Genomic DNA, 16,935 nt, shown 5'->3' with positions numbered 1-16,935 from the left:
CCCTAGGAATCTGTTGCGCTGGTCCGGGCCAGCTGTTGTTTTCGTTGCGTGAATTTTTCCACCTGCTCCGGAATCAGCCTGCGTTCCTCATCCCGGCCGAGAAAAACCTTGAATACGCAGTTGCCGGCCGGCGACAGGAATACCAGCGAGTGGCTCTCGGCGCCGCGGTGGGGTTTGCTGACAAATGCCACTTCCGCCAGGCCGTCCACCAGCAGGTGGCCGTGGAACGGGTTCTTGTGGTGCATGAAGTTGTAGTAGCCGTGGGCGACAGTCCCCTTGGGGAAGTCGCCCTTGAACTCGAATACCGAGCCCTCGTTCTGCACGATCACGGTGACCCTGCCCCAGTCCGGCAATTCGCCGATCAGCGCCCACAGTTGTTCGCTGTCGGCGAGCGCGGCCATCTCGCCGGGCAGGGCGGCGATGATGTCGCGCACACTGGTGTCGAGTTGTTTCGCCATCTGTTCCAGCGTATGGCCGGGCGCGCTTTCCAGCAGTTGTTGAATTCGTTGTTGCATTTTTCCTCTCGCGAACGAATGCCTTTTGTAAGAGTGGCCGGGTGCGGCCCAGCCGAGTGCGGCCCAGCGCTCCTACGGGAGAATCGTTTAGAAACTGTAGCTGGCCGACAGTTTGATGTTGCGGCCCGGCATAGTCAGTTCCTGGAAGGCCACCCGGTACTCCTCGTCGGTCAGGTTGTCCAGTGCCAGCCCCAGTTTCAGGCCCCGGGCGGCGCCGGTGGCCGGCTCCCAGGTGACGTAGGCGTCGGCCAGGGTGTAGCCGTCGAACTCGCGGGTCTCGCTTTCCGGCAGCTGTTCCTGGGCGCTGGCGCGGGTGGCGCGCAGGCCGGTTTTCAGGTCGCGCTGCAGGAAATAGTGGCCGATATCCAGCACCCATTTGTCCGCCGGGATATTGCTCAGGTAGCTGTCGTCGCCCAGGTCTTTGCCCTCGGTCTGGCCGTAGCTGAGTCCCAGCTCCAGGTCGCCAACCAGGTAGTTGGCGGCCAGCTCGAAGCCCTCCAGTTCCGCCTCTTCCACATTCTGGTAGGTAGTGTTCATCGGGAAGAAGAAGCTCGGGTGCGGGTTGACCGTGAGCTGCTCGATAAAGTTGTCCACCCGGTTGCGGAAAACCGCGGCGCTGGCGCTCAACTGGTCGCCGCTGTTCCACAGGCCGGCAAACTGCAGGTCGGCGCGCAGTTCGGTGTTTTGCGCCTCTTCCGCTTCCAGGTCCGGGTTGGGCAGGAAGGTGTTGCAGATCGGGCCGAAACCGAAATCGCCGTAGCAGAAGTGGGTGCCCTCGGTGTACATCTCCTCCACGCCCGGTGCGCGGAAGGCCTCGGCGTAGCTGGCGGTCAGGGTCATCCAGTCGGCGGTCTGCAGCGCGGCGGCGAAGGAGGGCGATACCGCGCTGTCGTCGCGGGCGGAGCCCTGCAGTTCGGCGCTTTCGGCCTCGTAGCGGTCGTAGCGCAGCCCCGGGGTCAGCGTCAGGTGCTCGCCGATGGCGAAGTCCGCGCGCGTGTAGAGGCCTAGGGTGTCGGTTTCCGCGTCCAGGTCGGCCGGGCGGTTTTCGCCGTCGCGGACGGTGTTCACATCATCCCGGTACCAGTCGAGCCCGTAGATCCACTGGGCGCCGAGGCCGTCGGTGGCGTTGTTGATGGCGATACCGGTGGTCTCCACCTCGGTGTCGTCGCGCTGGCCGCCCTCGCCCATGGTGGGGCGAAACTCGTCGAAGCGGGTTTCGTTGCGATAGACGGTGAGTTTGCTGGTGTGCCTGCCTTCGAATGCCTGTAGCAGGTAGTTCGCCGTCAGGTTGCGGTCAGTACTATCGCGCTCCACCAGCGGCGAGCTGGTGCCCACATTTGAACCGGGATTGGACGGCGCATTTTCCTCGCGATTGTTGTGGCGCAGGGAGATATCCAGTCGCTGGTTTTCGGCCAGTTGCCAGCCGGCCCTGGCCAGCAGGGCGGTGTTTTCGCTGGCGCTGTCCTCGAGTTCGTCGCCGCCGCCGATTTCCAGATTGTCGTGGTCGGAGACACTGGCATTGAGCAGGTAATCGAGACTGCCGGATTCACCGTAGACCGCGGCACTGGTCTCGGTGGAATCGCCGTTGGTGCCCAGCTCTTCCTTGAGGTAGCCGCCGACGGCCCGGCCGTCGCGCAGCAGGTCGCGCGCGCTCTTGGTGCTCTGTGCGACGACGCCGCCGATGGCGCCGGAGCCCCACAGGCTGCTGGCCGGCCCTTTTTTTACTTCCACCTGCTTCAGCAGTTCCGGGTCCATCTGGTAGGTGCCGCGGTGGCCGGAGTTGAAGTTCTGGCGCGCGCCGTCGATGGTCTGCAGCACACGCACGCCGCCGAGGCCGCGAATACTGGGAGACTGGCTGCTGTAGCGCGGGCCGCCGACCACGTCGATATTCGGCTCGTATTTCAGTACCTGGGCGACGGACTCCGGTTGCTGCTCCTCGAGTTGCACGCGGTCGACGACCACTGTGCCCGGTTCTTTTTCGGTGGCGGCGGGATTGCGCTCGGCGGCCACCACCGTTTCACCGAACTGGATAACCGGCTGTTCGCCGTTCGTATTGTCCTGTTGTGCGATTGTGGGAGTGGCGCCGAGCGCGAGGATGGCCGCGGCCAGCGGTTTGATCTGCAGACCCATGATCAGGTCCCCCTTTGTGATGATTTCGTGTGGATACGAGTCGTTTGCCCTGTTTAAAAAGTGAGCTGTTTTATGGCTGTTGCCCGTCTGCGGTTTTTCCAGTTTTCTGGCTTTTGAGTCGGGTAGCGCTGCGCAGTGGGTGGGAATGGTAGTTTCTGTTAACTGTATTGTAAATACGAATTGTTATCATTTGATATTAGATGGTCAAATTGCTAATCTTGTGCCAGCTTCGCCGGGCGTCACTGACGTTGATTGCCAGGAAGTGGAGGCAGTCGCCCCGGGCGGGGAGAGGATTCTGACTGGATGGGCGATATCGGCAGGGCGAGAGGTGAAAAGGTGACAGGTGAATAAAAGACTGGCGGCAATGCTGTTGTTGTCTTTTGTGCTGCACGGCTGGCTGCTGTGGGCAGCCCCCGCGACCGCGATCCGCGCGCCTGCCGGGAAGGTCGCGCTGTCTCTCGGCCAGTTGCGCCTGAGCAGCGCGGAGACGCAGCAGGCTATGGAGATGAGCGCCGCGGAATCGCAAAAAGCGGAAGCGCGAATTCCACCGCCGACACCGCCCAAGCCGCAGGTTTCGGAAAAAATCGCGGAAAAGGCTCCGCCCGGGAGAGCACCCGAGCCGTCGGCCAGCCGCGAGCCGGCGGCAATCGCGCAGGCGGAAACGGCAACCGAGAAGAAGACCGAAGACGAAGACAAAGTATCGGCAGAGACCGCAGCCCCGGCCGCGACGGCTCCGGAAATCGGCGCCGGCGAAGAGCCGGTACTGGTTGACAGGCCCGCTTTCGCCAGCCCGCCACACCCGCCGGCATACCCGAGCCTGGCGCGCCAGCGACGGCAGCAGGGCACGGTGGTAATCGAGGTTCAACTGGGTCGCCGCGGCGAACAGGTGGCCAGGGAAGTGCTGCGGTCCTCCGGCGTCGACAGCCTCGACAGGGCGGCGCTGGCGGCGGTGGAAGACTGGCGCTTCCTGCCCTACCGGGAAAACGGCCGCCCGCGCCAGTCGCGGGTGCAGTTGCCGATCCGGTTTACGCTGTGAGCCGGGCAGAGGCGCTTCAAAGTAACAATCGAGATTGACATGCTGAACAACCAATCCTGGCCGCAACTCTTCGCCCAACTGGGCCCCATGGCCTGGCCGCTATTGCTGGTTTCCGCGCTGGCCCTGGCACTGCTGCTGGAGCGCGTTGTGCTGCTGCTGTCGACCGGCCATCGGGGCATCGAAAAATCCATGTGCCGGCTGCAGCGCGCCGGCGCCGGGGGCCTGCCCGAACTGGCGCAGCAGTGTGACGGCGAACGCGGCCTCGCCAGCCGCGCCACCGCGCTGTTATTGCGGCACGCCGACGCGGAAAAAAATCAGCGCGAGGAAGTGGCCGCGGTCTGGCTGCAGGACCGCCGCCGCCGGCTGCACAGCGGCCTGCGCCTGCTGATGGTGATCGGCATCCTGAGCCCGCTGATGGGGCTGTTGGGCACGGTGCTGGGCCTGATCGATATGTTCGCCGGTCTCAGTACCAGCGATGCGCCGGTGACGCCGGCGCTGCTGGCGGATGGCCTGGGTATGGCACTGTCGACGACGGCGGCGGGCCTGCTGATTGCGCTGCCGGCGATCGGCGGCGCGCACCTGCTGGGTATCTGGAGCGATCGCATCGTCGCCGACCTGGAGCACCTGTTCAACCGCGGCAACCTGTGGCTGGAGGGGCTGGATCCCTGCGCCGGCCGGCGCGAGGCAAGTTTTGTAAAGGCGGCCTGATGTGATCGATGTTTCCCGACAGTCCCGCCAGTCATTTTCCGTCGCCCAGATGGCACCGGACCTGACGCCGCTGCTGGATATCATTTTTATCGTGCTGGTGTTCCTGTTGCTGACGGCCAATATGCGCCTGGTGTCGCTGCCGATGGCGTTGCCCGGCAACGACAGCGTCAGCGAACAGCTGCCGGCGGATCCGCTCACCGTTTCCCTGCCGGCCGGTGGTCCCTATCAATGGGGCCTGGGCGACAGGGGCTTCAGCGATCGCGGCGAGTTCGAGCGCGCACTGTTGGCAGAACTGCGCGAGGCGCGGCAGCGGCCGGTGGCGCTGGCCAGCGATCGCGATGTGCCGGTGCAGCGGATGCTGGATCTGTTCGCGTTGCTGCAGAAAGAAGGTGTCGCGGTTGCGGAGATTGCGCTGCAGCCGGGCGGCGCCAGGCCCTGACAACACAATAAATCCGATGCTGGAATTTCCCATGAGACTCTCTATCGCACTCCCTATGAAACTCCCTATGAAATCCTCTCGCTCGCTGTCACTGAAAAAACTGTTTGCCGCTGCGGGCCTCGCGCTCGCCGCGGTCGGCGCCTGTGCCGAAACGCCGCAGCGCATCGTCAGCGCCGGCCACGCGGTCACCGAACTGGCGTTGGCGCTCGGCGTGGGCGACAACCTGGTCGCGGTGGATTCCTCCACGCGCCTGCCGGAGGATTTCCGCCGCTTGCCGGTGGTGGGCTACTACCGCCAGCTGCCGCCGGAGGGGCTGCTGGCGCAGCGCCCGGAACTGTTGATCGGCGGCGAGCATATGGGACCGGCCAGTACCCTGGAGTTGCTGCACAGTTCCGGTGTGGCGGTGGTCAAACTGCCGGAGGCGCGCAACGGCGAGGAGCTGCTGGGCAATATCGAGCACCTCGCCGGGGTGCTGGAGAAGCCGGCCGGCGAGGTGGCCGCCGGGGCGCGCGCAGACCTGGCCGCGCTGAAAAAATCGGTCGCATCGCTGCCGGAAAAACCGCGGGTGCTGTTTGTGCGCGCGCAGAGCGGTCGCGGCATCAAGGTGGCCGGCGCCGACACCAGTCCGCACAGCCTGATTCGGCTGTCCGGCGGACAGAACGCGGTGGATTTTTCCGGCTACAAGACGCTGACCGACGAGGCGCTGCTGAAGCTGCGCCCGGACTGGATCTTCTATTCTTCAGATCAGGCACAGCAGTTGAAAGAGGGCGCCGCGCTGCTGGAATGGCTGCCGCTGTTGAAGCTGACCCCGGCAGGCGAGAGGAAGGCTTTTGCCGAGGTGGACGGCTATGCGCTGCTCGGCGGCATCGGTCTGGCAAGTCTGCAGGAGGCAAAAAGAATCAACCGGTTGTTTTCCGGGGAGACAACTCCTGCCGCTGCCAGCCGGTAAGCGAAAGCGGTGGCGGCCCTGCTACCGGGGGAGGTTTGCGGGACACGCCGTGAATACGTCCCTGTAGGCTTGTCCGCGAGGTCCCTCTCGCAGACAGTCCCGCAAACCTCCCCCGGCAGCAGGGCCTTTGCATCTGACTTCGCTATTCTTTTCGAGTCCCGAGTCCCGAGTCCCGAACCTAAACGAGGTATCCCCACGTGGAAATGCGCATTAACGATCGCACACTGCTGCCGTCGCTGCTGCTCCTGCTGTTGGTGGGTAGCGGCCTGTCGCTGGCGGTCGGGGCCATTTCCATCGGCTGGCGCGACCTGTTCGCGGCGCTGGCCGCCTGGGGCTGGCCCGGTAGTGTCGAGGTGCCGGAGCAGTACGCGCTGGTCATGGGGGAGATCCGCCTGCCGCGGCTGCTGCTGGGCCTGATCGTCGGCGGTATTCTCGGCCTGTGCGGCGCGGTCATGCAGGGTATGTTTCGCAACCCGCTGGCGGATCCGGGCATTATCGGCGTATCCGCCGGCGCCGGTGTGGGCGCGGCCGTGGTCCTGGTGCTGGGCGGTGCGCTGACGGCATTTGCCGGCGGCCTGCTGGCGAAAGTGCACTGGTTGTTGCTGCCGCTGTTCGCCAGTGCCGGTGGCGCCTTTACCACCTGGCTGGTCTACCGGCTCGGCGATCGCGGCAAATCCGTGGTGATGATGCTGCTGGCCGGCGTCGCCATCAATGCGCTGGCCGGCGCCGCCATCGGTCTATTGAACTATATCGCCGACGATCGCGCCCTGCGCGACCTGGCCATGTGGCAGTTGGGTTCGCTGGCCGGTGCCAACTGGACGGCGGTTGCAGTGGCGGCGCTGGTGCTGGTGCCCACCGGTGTATTGCTCTGGCGCCGGGCGGAGGCGCTGAATGCGCTGCTGCTGGGGGAGGCGGAGGCGCGTCACCTGGGGGTGGATGTGGCGCGCTTGAAGCGCATGCTGATTGTATTGACCGCGCTGGCCATGGGAGCGGCGGTGTCGGCCGCCGGCATGATCGGTTTTATCGGCCTGGTGGTACCGCACGCGGTGCGGCTGTTGCGGGGCCCGGACCATGTGCGCCTGCTGCCCTACAGTGTGCTCGCCGGCGGGCTGCTGCTGGTGATTGCCGATGTGATTGCGCGCACGCTGGTGGCGCCGGCGGAGATGCCGGTGGGCATCCTGACCGCGATTCTCGGGGCGCCTTTCTTTATGTTCCTGTTGTGGCAACAGCGTCGGCAGATTTTCCAATGAAACCGGTCATCGAAATCGAACAAGTCTCCATCGAGTTTCCGCGCCGCCGGCTGCTGGACAATATCAACCTGTCCTTCTGTTGTGGAAAACTGACGGCGCTGCTGGGACCCAACGGCTGCGGCAAGACCTCGCTGCTGCGCGCGATCGCCGGCGAACAGGAGTGTGGCGGCGCCGTGCACCTGTTCAACTGGCCGCTGGCGGACTGGGACCGCAGCACCGAGATCCGCCGCCGGCTGGCGCAGCGCTTCGGCGTGTTGCCGCAACACTCCAGCCTGACCTTCGCCTTTACCTGCGAGGAAGTGGTGCGCCTGGGCTTCGGCCCCGGCAGCCTGTCGCGGGCCGAGCAGCGTGAGCGGGTGCAGCACTGCCTGCGGCGCGCCGATGTCTGGCACCTGCGCGAGCGGCTCTTCCCGAGCCTGTCCGGCGGCGAAAAGCAGCGGGTACAACTGGCGCGGGTGCTGGCGCAGCTGACGCTGGCGGACCCCGGAACGGAGAAAATCCTGTTGCTGGACGAGCCCACCTCGGCGCTGGACCTCCGGCACCAGCACCAGGTACTGCAACTGGCGCGGGAGGTGGCCGCCGACAATACCGCCGTGTTGGTGGTGCTGCACGACCTGAACCTGGCGGCCCGCTACGCCGATCGCGTGGTGATGCTGAGCGAGGGCGCAGTGCGTGGCGACGGCCCGCCGGCGGAACTGATCCAGCCGGAGCTGGTGGAACAAATCTACGGCTACCGGGGTCGGATACTTCCCTGCGGCGATTACCACGCACTACTGTGACCCCGGTAACTGTTCTGCGGGATTGAACGCGGCTAAAATCCGCGCAAATTTTCTCGAACAACACGAATTGGGGAATTCCTATGCGTAACATTGCAAACGGTGTCGCCGCTCTGGCGTTGGTCTGCTCTTCCGCGGCGAGCGCCCAGGGCGGGAACGCCTACTGGGGGGCCACTGCCGGCATTATGGATATCGATATGTACAATGCCGACAACCCGATCAACGTCGGCCTGCGCGGCGGCTACACGCTGCCCTCCGGCTGGGGGTTTGAAGGTGAGTACACCAACTCCCTGATCAGTGGCGAGGCCGACGCGCTCAATGGCGGCGGCGCGGATGTCGATATCCAGACCCTGGCCGGCTACGCCACCTATCGCTCCTACGGCGATCTCTATTTCAAAGGCCGCGCGGGTGTCCTGTATGAAGACGTGGATGTCGGCTGGGGCAGCTCGGATGATACCGGTATCTCCCTCGGTGGCGGTGTGGGCTTCAACTATGGTCCCAATACCAATATCGAGCTGGAATACACCATGATCGAAGAGGATGTCGGTTTCTGGTCCGGCACCATGACCCTGACCTTCTGAATCTCCCTCCCCGACGCGGTTATTGTGACCGCGTCGTCATACTCGCGCAGCGCTTCCCGCCTTGGTGTACAATGCGCGCCTTTCTATAGTTTCACCCGTCTGTAGCCCGCTTTACCGAGGGAAAATCATGTTTGATCAATCAGTCACGCTCGCCTCTTTCGATCCGGATGTCTGGAGTGCCATTCAGGAAGAGGACCGCCGCCAGGAAGAACATATCGAGCTGATCGCTTCCGAGAACTACACCAGCCCGCTGGTGATGGAAGCCCAGGGCACCAGCCTGACCAACAAGTACGCGGAAGGCTACCCCGGCAAGCGCTACTACGGCGGCTGCGAGTATGTGGACAAGGTGGAAGAGCTGGCCATCGCGCGCGCCAAGGCGCTGTTCGGCGCCGACTACGCCAATGTGCAGCCGCACTCCGGCTCCCAGGCCAACGCCGCTGTCTACCAGGCGCTGTGCGCCCCGGGCGACACCGTGCTGGGCATGAGCCTGGCCCACGGCGGCCACCTGACCCACGGCGCGCGGGTCAACTTCTCCGGCAAGATCTACAACGCGGTGCAGTACGGCCTGAACCCGGAAACCGGCGAGGTGGACTACGAGGAAGTGGAGCGCTTGGCCGAGGAGCACAAGCCGAAGATGATCGTGGCCGGCTTCTCCGCCTACTCCCGCGTGATGGACTGGGCCCGCTTCCGCGAGATCGCCGACAAGGTGGGCGCCTACCTGATGGTGGATATGGCCCACGTGGCCGGCCTGGTGGCCGCCGGTGAATACCCGTCGCCGATCGAGCACGCCGACGTGGTCACCTCCACCACCCACAAGACCCTGCGCGGCCCGCGCGGCGGCATCATTCTGGCCAAGACCAACGAAGAGATCGAGAAGAAGCTGAACAGCGCGGTATTCCCGGGCGGCCAGGGCGGCCCGCTGATGCACGTGATCGCGGCCAAGGCGGTATCCTTCAAGGAGGCCATGAGCCCCGAGTACAAGGCCTACCAGAAGAAGGTGGTCGAGAACGCCCGCGCCATGGCCGAGACTTTCCTCGACCGCGGTATCAACATCGTCTCCGGCGGCACCGACGACCACCTGATGCTGGTGGACCTGATCGGCAAGGAGTACACCGGCAAGGATGCGGACGAGGCCCTGGGCCGCGCCAACATCACCGTCAACAAGAACGCGGTGCCCAACGACCCGCGCTCGCCGTTCATTACCAGCGGCCTGCGCGTCGGCACCCCGGCGATCACCACCCGCGGTTTCGGCGTCGAGGAGACCCAGCAGCTGACCCACTGGATCTGCGACGTGCTGGACGCTTTGGAAAAGGGCGACGCCGATGCGACCATCGACGAAGTCAAGGGCAAGGTGCTGGACATCTGCGCCAAGTTCCCGGTATATCAGTGATGGCTGGCTGGAGGTCGATGGCCAGCGACCGCTGGCCCCGCCACTGATCTCCCGCCGTCCACCACAAAAACCCCGGTTCTCCCGGGGTTTTCTGTTTCTTGCCTTCCGCCGGCCCCCGACCACCAACCACCGGCCACTGTGATAAACTGCGCGCAATTTTCCACAGAGCTCTCCTGAAAATGCACTGTCCTTTCTGCAGCGCGGAAGAAACCAAGGTCGTCGATTCCCGCCTGGTGGCCGAGGGCGACCAGGTGCGCCGCCGGCGCGAGTGCCTCGATTGCCACGAGCGCTTCACCACTTTCGAAACCGCCGAACTGCTGTTGCCACGGGTGATCAAGCAGAACGGCCAGCGGGAACCCTTCAACGAGGAAAAGCTGCGCGCGGGTATCCAGCGCGCGGTGGAGAAACGCCCGGTCAGCATCGAGCGCGTGGAGACGGCAGTGGCGCAGATCAAGCACGCGCTGCAGGCCACCGGCGAGCGCGAGCTGCCGGCGATGCGTATCGGCGAACTGGTCATGGACCAGCTGCGCGAACTGGACCAGGTGGCCTATGTGCGATTCGCCTCGGTCTACCGCCGCTTCGAGGACCTGAGCGAATTCAGTGAAGAGATCGAGCGCCTGACCAGCCGTTCCAGGGAACAGGGAGCGGACAAGTGATGGGTGCCGGTCCCGACAGCAGCCCGCGGGCACTGATGGCGCGGGCTATCCAGTTGGCGGAGCGCGGCCTCTATACCACCATGCCCAACCCCCGCGTCGGCTGTGTGATCGCCGATGGTGACGGCGCGATCGTCGGCGAGGGCTGGCATCGCCGCGCGGGCCTGCCCCACGCCGAGATCGAGGCTCTCGACGCCGCCGGCGGGCGCGCCCGCGGCGCCACCGTCTATGTGACCCTGGAACCCTGCAGCCACACCGGCAAGACCGGCCCCTGCGCCGAGGCGCTGATCGGGGCCGGCGTGGCGAAGGTGGTCTACGGTATGCAGGACCCGAATCCGTCGGTGGCCGGCAGCGGCCTGCAGAAACTGCGCGACGCCGGTATCGAGGTGGAGGGCCCGCTGCTTGAGGAGCAGTGCCGGGCGCTGAACCCGGGCTTTATCAAGCGCATGACCCTGGGCCTGCCGCTGGTGCGCAGCAAATCGGCCATGAGCCTGGACGGCCGCACCGGCATGGCCAGCGGCGAATCCAAGTGGGTCACCGGCCCCGCCGCCCGCGCCGATGTGCAGCGGCTGCGTGCGCGCAGCTGTGCCATCGTCACCGGCGTGGACACGGTGCGTTTCGACAACCCCAATATGAATGTGCGCGCCGACGAGATGGCGCTGGAAGCGCAGGCGGCCGCGGAGGCCGCTGCCGTGCAACCGCTGCGGGTGATCGTCGACAGCAGGCTGCGGACACCGGCCAGAGCCTTTATTTTGCAGGGCGACGCCCCCACATTGGTGGTCACCACCGAAGCGGCGGAAGCGTCCCGCCGCGAGCGCCTGGAAAAGGCCGGCGCCGAGGTGCTGGCGCTGCCGGCAGACAGTGACGGTCGCGTGGACCTGCTGGCCCTGCTGCGGGAACTGGCGCGACGCCAGTGCAACGAGATCCTGGTGGAGAGTGGCGCCACCCTGTCCGGCGAGTTCCTGTACCGCGGGCATATCGACGAGCTGATCGTCTATATGGCGCCGAAACTGCTCGGCTCCAGCGCCAGGCCGCTGTTTGAGCTGCCGATCGAACGCATGGGCTCGGTGCTGCCGATCACCATCACCGAGATGCACGCGGTCGGCCACGACTGGCGCATCACCGCCACTACCGATATAGAGCGCTAGCGCGAGGCTGTCCGCAGATGTTTACCGGAATTATCGAAGCCATCGGCGAAATCACCGAATTGAAGCCCCAGGGCGGCGACCTGCGCGTGCGGGTCAGAAGCGGCAAGCTGGATCTGTCCGATGTGCAGCTGGGCGACAGTATCGCCACCAACGGCGTCTGCCTGACCGTGGTGGACCTGCCGGGCGACGGCTACTGGGCGGACGTGTCCGCCGAAACGCTGGACGTGACCAGTGTGAAGCGCTGGAAGACCGGCGACCGGGTCAACCAGGAAAAGGCACTGACGCCGCAGACCCGCCTCGGCGGGCATATTGTCAGCGGCCATGTCGACGGCATCGGCGAGGTCGTGTGGCGCAGGCAGGAGGCCCGCGCGGAGCGTTTCCGTGTGCGCGCACCGGATCACCTGGCCAGATATATCGCCCACAAGGGCTCGATCACTGTCGACGGCACCAGCCTGACGGTGAACGCCGTGGACGGCGCCGAATTCGAACTGACCATTGTGCCACACACGCTGCAGGAAACCGTGATGGGCGACTACAGCGCCGGCACCCGGGTCAACCTGGAGGTGGACCTGATCGCGCGCTACCTGGAGCGGCTGCTGCTGGGGGACAAGGCGGCCGAGCCGGATAGCGACGGCCTGACGGTGGAGTTTCTGGCGCAGCACGGGTTTTTCAAGCGCTGATCGAAACCAACGGACTTGACGCGAAGGTCCTGCTGCCGGTGGTGCTTTGCGGGACTGTTGGCGAGAGGGACCTCGCCGACAAGCCTACAGGGATGTATTCACGGCGTGTCCCGCGAAGCACCACCGGCAGCAGGACCGCCACGGTCTTACGACAACCAATCACGATGTTAGAGAGCTTTATGGAACTCAATACGGTTGAAGAACTGATCGACGATATCCGCCAGGGCAAGATGGTGATCCTGATGGATGACGAGGATCGTGAGAACGAGGGCGACCTGATCATGGCCGCGGAGCAGGTGCGCGCCGAGGATATCAACTTCATGGCCACCCACGCCCGCGGCCTGATCTGCATGCCCATGAGCCGCGAACGCTGCGAGCAACTGGACCTGCCGCTGATGTCGCGCGACAACGGTGCCCAGTTCAGTACCAACTTCACCGTCTCCATCGAGGCCGCCGAGGGGGTCACCACCGGCATCTCCGCCGCCGACCGCGCCCGCACCGTGCGCGCCGCCGTGGCCCGCAATGCCAAGCCCAGCGATATCGTGCAGCCCGGCCATATCTTCCCGATCATGGCCCAGCCCGGCGGCGTGCTGAGCCGTGCCGGCCACACCGAGGCCAGCTGCGACCTGTCGCGCCTGGCCGGTTTCGAGCAGGCCGCGGTGATCGTCGAGATCATGAACGAGGACGGCACCATGGCGCGCCGCCCGGACCTGGAGAAATTTGCGCAGACGCACAACCTGAAGATCGGCACCATCGCCGACCTGATCAACTACCGCGCGCTGAACGAGAAGACCGTCGAGTGCACCAACGAACGCCTGGTGCACACCGAGTTCGGCGAATTCAAACTGCGTACCTACCTGGACAAGGCTCGTCGCGAGCGCCACTTCGCCTTTGTGCTCGGCAACCCGACGCCGGAGGAACCGACCCTGGTGCGTGTGCACGTCGGCAATACCCTGCGCGATGTACTGACCATCCGCCGCGGCGACGAGAAATTCACCCCCTGGACCTTCCGCCGCGCCATGGAGCGTGTGTCGAAGGAGGGCAAGGGCGTGGTGGTACTGATCTGCCACAACGAGACCACCGAGGAAATCGAGGAAAGTATCGACTGGCTGATCAGCGGCAAGCAGCAGCGCCCCAGTTCCGACCTGGTGTACAAACAGGTGGGCACCGGTTCGCAGATACTGCGCGACCTCAAGGTGCGCAAAATGCGCCTGATGAGCGCGCCGTTCAAGTTCAGTGCCATTTCCGGTTTCGACCTGGAAGTGGAAGACTACCTGAATGCCGACGACGAATAACCGTCAAGCTGATGGTCGCGGCGCTTCGCTCTTTAGACCGCATCAGGGCTAGGGTTTCGCCGTTTTTGTAGGATGGGTAAAGCGCAGCGTGCCCATCAGAATAATGGGAAAAAACAATGAGCAATATCAACGTCATCGAAGGCGATTTTATCGATAACAAAGGCAAGTTCGCGCTGCTGGTCAGCCGCTGGAACAGCTTTGTCGTGGAGAGCCTGAAAGACGGCGCGCTGGACACGCTGCGCCGCAAGGGCATCAAGGACGAGGACATCACCATCTACTACGCGCCGGGCGCCTTCGAATTCCCGCTGGCGGCACAGAAACTGGCCGAGAGCAAAAAGTTCGATGCCATCATCGCCCTGGGCGCCGTGATCCGCGGCGGCACGCCGCACTTCGAGTACGTGGCCGGCGAGTGCACCAAGGGTCTGGCGCAGGTCTCCCTGAACAGCGGTATCCCGGTCACCTTCGGTGTGCTGACCGTGGACTCCATCGAGCAGGCCATCGAACGCTCCGGCACCAAGGCCGGCAACAAGGGCTGCGAAGCGGCGGAAACCGCCTTGGAAATGGTTTCCCTGCTGGGCAAGATATAGTTACTCGGGACTCGGAAAAGAATGCCACTGCCAGATGCGAAGGCCCAGATGCCGGGGGTGGTTTGCGGGACCGTATGAGACAGGGATGTCGATTACGAGCGTACATGGATGTATTCACAGTGTGTCCCGCAAACCACCCCCGGTATCTGGGCCGCCACCGAGCCCTCTTACTGGCACACACCGGAATTCCAGGAAAAGATAGAGAAACATGACCGTAACCGCATCCGCGCGCCGCAAGGCGCGCCACTACGCCATGCAGGCGCTCTACCAGTGGCAGATGGCCGGCGCCAGCCTCAATGCGATCGAGGCCGAGTTCCATGCCGACAACGATATGAGCAAGACGGACGTACCCTATTTCCGCGAGCTCTTCCACGGCGTGGCCAAAAACCTCGACGAGGTGGAGGGCGCCTACAGCCCGCACCTGGACCGCAGTGTCGAGGAACTGGACCCGGTATCCCGCGCGCTGCTGCGCATGGCCACCTACGAGCTGAAAAACCGCATCGACGTGCCCTACAAGGTGGTCATTAACGAGTCCGTCGCGCTGGCAAAGAAATTCGGCCCCACCGACGCCTACAAGTTTATCAACGGCATCCTGGACAAGACCGCCGCGGACCTGCGCGCGGCCGAAGTGGCCGCGGACAAGAAGTAGTAACACTGTGCCCGGCCCTGGCGAGTTTGAAATCATCCGCGACTACTTCAGCGCTGCCCCGCAGGGCGAGGGCGTGGCGCTGGGAATCGGCGACGACTGCGCGCTGCTGCAGCCGCCGCCGCAGGGACTGCTGGCCACCAGCGTGGACACCCTGGTGGCCGATCGGCACTTTCCGGCGGATGCCGACGCCGGGCTGATCGCCACCCGCGCACTGCGGGTCAACCTGAGCGACCTGGCGGCGATGAATGCGCGCCCGCTGTGGTTTACCCTCGCCCTGACCCTGCCCGAAAGCGATCCGGACTGGTTGCGCGCATTTGCCGACGGCCTGCTGCAGACGGCGCGCGAGTACGATATCTCGCTGGTGGGTGGCGATACCACTCGCGGCCCGCTGTCGATCACCGTGCAGGTCATCGGCACTGCGCAGCGGCCGCTGCGCCGCGACGGCGCCGGCATCGGCGACGGGATTTATGTCAGCGGCCCGCTGGGCGCGGCCGCGGCGGCGTTGCCGCTGGTCCTGAACCGGGGCGCGGCCGACAGCGGCGACCGGCAGCGGGCGGAACAGGCCTATTACCGGCCGCAGCCGCAACTGCAGACGGCGGCCGCGATCGGCGGGATCGCCAGCGCGGCAGTGGATATCTCCGACGGCCTGCTCGCCGACCTGGGGCATATCTGCAGGGCCAGCGGCCTGTCTGCCGAAGTGCGAATGGAATCCGTGCCGGTGGCGACACTGGCGCGGCGCCTCGCCGGCGACGGAGCGCTGGAGCTGGCGGCCACCGGCGGCGACGACTACCAGCTCTGTTTTACCGTGCCCGAGCGCAGGGCTTCGGCGCTGGAGGCGCTGGCCACCGGGGCCGTGCGCATCGGCACGCTGGTCGCCGCAGGGGAAGAGCCGGCGGTGTATCCCCGCCTGCGCGGCGAACCCTGGCGGGCCCGGATACCCGGCTACCGGCACTTTTGAACGACAGCGGCGCGCCCGCGAAACAACAGATAACAGCGATGCAGAACCCGACCGCCCAACAGCTATTGCGCAGCCCCACGATGTTGCTGGCCTTCGGTTTCGGCTCCGGCCTGTCGCCGAAGGCGCCGGGCACTTTCGGCACCCTCGCCGCCATCCCCTTCTGGTGGTTGATGCAGGGCCTGGCGCCGCTCCACTACCTGGGTATCGTGATCGCCACCGCCCTGGTCGGTTGCTATCTGTGCGGCGCCGCTTCGAGAACACTCGGGGTGCACGACCATGGCGGCATCGTCTGGGACGAGATGGTGGGCTACTGGCTGACCATGTTCATGGCGCCGGTCGGCTGGGGCTGGGCCCTGTACGGATTCCTGCTGTTCCGCCTGTTCGATATCGCCAAGCCACAGCCGATCGGCTGGGTGGACCGCCGGGTTCACGGTGGTGTTGGAATTATGCTCGACGATATACTGGCTGCCGTTTATGCGGCGCTGGTGTTACAGCTGACGGCGCTATGGATTGGCTGATCGGAAACCGGAAAGGGAAGACCCATGTACAAGATGATTCTCGCCCTGCTGTGCCTGCTGCCGCTCGCGGCCGCAGCCCAGCAGGTGCAGCTGAAAGGGCTGTTTGGTAGCAGCGCCATGCTGGAGATTGGCGGCGAGCAGCGGTTGCTGAAATCCGGACAGACGTCGCCGGAGGGGGTGACGTTGCTGGAGGCGACTACCGACTATGCGCGTATCGAGGCGAATGGCCGGGAGCAGAAGCTGACCCTGGACGCGCCGGTGGCGAGCAATTATGTGCGTTCCGAGCGCGCCGAAGTGCGGCTGGTGGCCGATGCGCAGGGGCATTTCAGCACTCGCGTGTGGGTCAACGGCCGCCGGGTTCCGGTGCTGGTGGACACGGGGGCGACCAGTGTCGCCTTCAATTATCCCACTGCGCGCAACCTGGGGCTGGATTTCGACCGGGCGCAACCGGTGAATGTGAGTACGGCCAGCGGTGTGGCCCGCGGCTACAAACTGAACCTGGACAGCGTCACCATCGGCGGAATCAAGGTGCACAATGTGGAAGCCACGATACTGCCGGACGATTTTCCGGAGATAACCCTGCTGGGCAACAGCTTTCTCAGTCGGGTGGATATGGAGCAGCAGCGCGGCATGCTGATTCTGCGCGCGCGGAATTGAAGACAGAGGTATTAAC

The 16,935-nt window shown here is 64.9% G+C and carries 19 protein-coding genes; 17 read left to right on the top strand and 2 right to left on the bottom strand.

The window, feature by feature from the left end:
* Positions 1-2: 2 nt before the first annotated feature.
* Positions 3-515 carry a heme utilization cystosolic carrier protein HutX gene (gene hutX, locus MWN76_RS02955; RefSeq protein WP_250459199.1) on the bottom strand — a complete coding sequence of 171 codons (513 nt, stop codon included), beginning with the start codon at positions 513-515 and terminating at the stop codon, positions 3-5.
* Between the two features lie 87 nt (positions 516-602).
* On the bottom strand, positions 603-2,645 hold the full coding sequence (locus tag MWN76_RS02950) for a TonB-dependent hemoglobin/transferrin/lactoferrin family receptor (RefSeq protein ID WP_250459197.1): 2,043 nt from the start codon (positions 2,643-2,645) through the stop codon (positions 603-605).
* A gap of 343 nt (positions 2,646-2,988) precedes the next feature.
* Between MWN76_RS02950 and MWN76_RS02945 the strand changes: the two genes are divergently transcribed.
* From MWN76_RS02945 to MWN76_RS02865, 17 genes are all read left to right on the top strand, one after another.
* Positions 2,989-3,681, top strand: coding sequence for a TonB family protein (locus MWN76_RS02945; protein ID WP_250459195.1), 693 nt, complete (start codon positions 2,989-2,991; stop codon positions 3,679-3,681).
* 39 nt (positions 3,682-3,720) lie between these two features.
* Entirely contained in the window at positions 3,721-4,389 is a 669-nt protein-coding gene (locus tag MWN76_RS02940) for a MotA/TolQ/ExbB proton channel family protein (RefSeq protein WP_250459193.1), read from the top strand.
* A gap of 1 nt (position 4,390) precedes the next feature.
* Positions 4,391-4,828 carry an ExbD/TolR family protein gene (locus MWN76_RS02935; protein ID WP_250459191.1) on the top strand — a complete coding sequence of 146 codons (438 nt, stop codon included), beginning with the start codon at positions 4,391-4,393 and terminating at the stop codon, positions 4,826-4,828.
* A 67-nt stretch (positions 4,829-4,895) separates the two neighbouring features.
* Entirely contained in the window at positions 4,896-5,777 is an 882-nt protein-coding gene (locus tag MWN76_RS02930; protein WP_250459189.1) for a heme/hemin ABC transporter substrate-binding protein, read from the top strand.
* Between the two features lie 203 nt (positions 5,778-5,980).
* Complete coding sequence (locus MWN76_RS02925; RefSeq protein ID WP_250459339.1) at positions 5,981-7,027, top strand: FecCD family ABC transporter permease; 1,047 nt, start codon at positions 5,981-5,983, stop codon at positions 7,025-7,027.
* The gene (locus MWN76_RS02920; RefSeq protein WP_250459187.1) at positions 7,024-7,806 is read left to right on the top strand and encodes a heme ABC transporter ATP-binding protein; all 783 of its coding nucleotides are present in this window, start codon (positions 7,024-7,026) and stop codon (positions 7,804-7,806) included. The genes MWN76_RS02925 and MWN76_RS02920 overlap by 4 nt, the downstream gene beginning before the upstream one ends.
* Before the next feature lie 80 nt (positions 7,807-7,886).
* Positions 7,887-8,384: an outer membrane beta-barrel protein gene (locus tag MWN76_RS02915; RefSeq protein ID WP_250459185.1), complete on the top strand. Its 498-nt coding sequence runs from the start codon at positions 7,887-7,889 to the stop codon at positions 8,382-8,384.
* Between the two features lie 127 nt (positions 8,385-8,511).
* Entirely contained in the window at positions 8,512-9,774 is a 1,263-nt protein-coding gene (glyA, locus tag MWN76_RS02910) for a serine hydroxymethyltransferase (protein WP_250459183.1), read from the top strand.
* 179 nt (positions 9,775-9,953) lie between these two features.
* Positions 9,954-10,430, top strand: a complete 477-nt coding sequence (gene nrdR, locus MWN76_RS02905) for a transcriptional regulator NrdR (RefSeq protein WP_250459181.1) — start codon at positions 9,954-9,956, stop codon at positions 10,428-10,430.
* Positions 10,430-11,575, top strand: coding sequence for a bifunctional diaminohydroxyphosphoribosylaminopyrimidine deaminase/5-amino-6-(5-phosphoribosylamino)uracil reductase RibD (gene ribD / locus MWN76_RS02900; RefSeq protein ID WP_250459180.1), 1,146 nt, complete (start codon positions 10,430-10,432; stop codon positions 11,573-11,575). The genes nrdR and ribD overlap by 1 nt, the downstream gene beginning before the upstream one ends.
* Positions 11,576-11,592: 17 nt before the next feature.
* Positions 11,593-12,255 carry a riboflavin synthase gene (locus tag MWN76_RS02895; RefSeq protein ID WP_250459177.1) on the top strand — a complete coding sequence of 221 codons (663 nt, stop codon included), beginning with the start codon at positions 11,593-11,595 and terminating at the stop codon, positions 12,253-12,255.
* 179 nt (positions 12,256-12,434) lie between these two features.
* Positions 12,435-13,550 (top strand): bifunctional 3,4-dihydroxy-2-butanone-4-phosphate synthase/GTP cyclohydrolase II, encoded by a 1,116-nt coding sequence (gene ribBA / locus MWN76_RS02890; protein WP_250459175.1) that lies wholly within the window; start codon positions 12,435-12,437, stop codon positions 13,548-13,550.
* Between the two features lie 116 nt (positions 13,551-13,666).
* Positions 13,667-14,137: a 6,7-dimethyl-8-ribityllumazine synthase gene (gene ribH, locus MWN76_RS02885; RefSeq protein ID WP_250459173.1), complete on the top strand. Its 471-nt coding sequence runs from the start codon at positions 13,667-13,669 to the stop codon at positions 14,135-14,137.
* A 208-nt stretch (positions 14,138-14,345) separates the two neighbouring features.
* Complete coding sequence (nusB, locus tag MWN76_RS02880; RefSeq protein WP_250459172.1) at positions 14,346-14,786, top strand: transcription antitermination factor NusB; 441 nt, start codon at positions 14,346-14,348, stop codon at positions 14,784-14,786.
* A gap of 7 nt (positions 14,787-14,793) precedes the next feature.
* A complete protein-coding gene (thiL, locus tag MWN76_RS02875; RefSeq protein ID WP_250459171.1) occupies positions 14,794-15,744 on the top strand; it encodes a thiamine-phosphate kinase in 951 nt (316 codons plus the stop codon).
* 38 nt (positions 15,745-15,782) lie between these two features.
* The gene (locus MWN76_RS02870; protein WP_250459170.1) at positions 15,783-16,262 is read left to right on the top strand and encodes a phosphatidylglycerophosphatase A family protein; all 480 of its coding nucleotides are present in this window, start codon (positions 15,783-15,785) and stop codon (positions 16,260-16,262) included.
* A 24-nt stretch (positions 16,263-16,286) separates the two neighbouring features.
* Positions 16,287-16,919 (top strand): retropepsin-like aspartic protease family protein, encoded by a 633-nt coding sequence (locus tag MWN76_RS02865; protein ID WP_250459169.1) that lies wholly within the window; start codon positions 16,287-16,289, stop codon positions 16,917-16,919.
* Positions 16,920-16,935: the final 16 nt, after the last annotated feature.

Origin of the sequence: Microbulbifer litoralis, assembly GCF_023634065.1 — a bacterium.
Lineage (GTDB): Bacteria > Pseudomonadota > Gammaproteobacteria > Pseudomonadales > Cellvibrionaceae > Microbulbifer > Microbulbifer litoralis.
The sequence above is the reverse complement of the archived record's forward strand: the minus strand, read 5'-3'. Positions and strand labels throughout refer to the sequence as shown.

Bases quoted from the DNA above. Each gene is read 5' to 3' on its own strand.
- hutX (WP_250459199.1), bottom strand. From the start codon at position 515: ATGCAACAACGAATTCAACAACTGCTGGAAAGCGCGCCCGGCCATACG.
- MWN76_RS02950 (WP_250459197.1), bottom strand. From the start codon at position 2,645: ATGGGTCTGCAGATCAAACCGCTGGCCGCGGCCATCCTCGCGCTCGGC.
- MWN76_RS02940 (WP_250459193.1), top strand. From the start codon at position 3,721: ATGCTGAACAACCAATCCTGGCCGCAACTCTTCGCCCAACTGGGCCCC.
- MWN76_RS02930 (WP_250459189.1), top strand. From the start codon at position 4,896: ATGAAATCCTCTCGCTCGCTGTCACTGAAAAAACTGTTTGCCGCTGCG.
- MWN76_RS02925 (WP_250459339.1), top strand. From the start codon at position 5,981: ATGCGCATTAACGATCGCACACTGCTGCCGTCGCTGCTGCTCCTGCTG.
- MWN76_RS02920 (WP_250459187.1), top strand. From the start codon at position 7,024: ATGAAACCGGTCATCGAAATCGAACAAGTCTCCATCGAGTTTCCGCGC.
- MWN76_RS02915 (WP_250459185.1), top strand. From the start codon at position 7,887: ATGCGTAACATTGCAAACGGTGTCGCCGCTCTGGCGTTGGTCTGCTCT.
- glyA (WP_250459183.1), top strand. From the start codon at position 8,512: ATGTTTGATCAATCAGTCACGCTCGCCTCTTTCGATCCGGATGTCTGG.
- nrdR (WP_250459181.1), top strand. From the start codon at position 9,954: ATGCACTGTCCTTTCTGCAGCGCGGAAGAAACCAAGGTCGTCGATTCC.
- ribD (WP_250459180.1), top strand. From the start codon at position 10,430: ATGGGTGCCGGTCCCGACAGCAGCCCGCGGGCACTGATGGCGCGGGCT.
- MWN76_RS02895 (WP_250459177.1), top strand. From the start codon at position 11,593: ATGTTTACCGGAATTATCGAAGCCATCGGCGAAATCACCGAATTGAAG.
- ribBA (WP_250459175.1), top strand. From the start codon at position 12,435: ATGGAACTCAATACGGTTGAAGAACTGATCGACGATATCCGCCAGGGC.
- ribH (WP_250459173.1), top strand. From the start codon at position 13,667: ATGAGCAATATCAACGTCATCGAAGGCGATTTTATCGATAACAAAGGC.
- nusB (WP_250459172.1), top strand. From the start codon at position 14,346: ATGACCGTAACCGCATCCGCGCGCCGCAAGGCGCGCCACTACGCCATG.
- MWN76_RS02870 (WP_250459170.1), top strand. From the start codon at position 15,783: ATGCAGAACCCGACCGCCCAACAGCTATTGCGCAGCCCCACGATGTTG.
- MWN76_RS02865 (WP_250459169.1), top strand. From the start codon at position 16,287: ATGTACAAGATGATTCTCGCCCTGCTGTGCCTGCTGCCGCTCGCGGCC.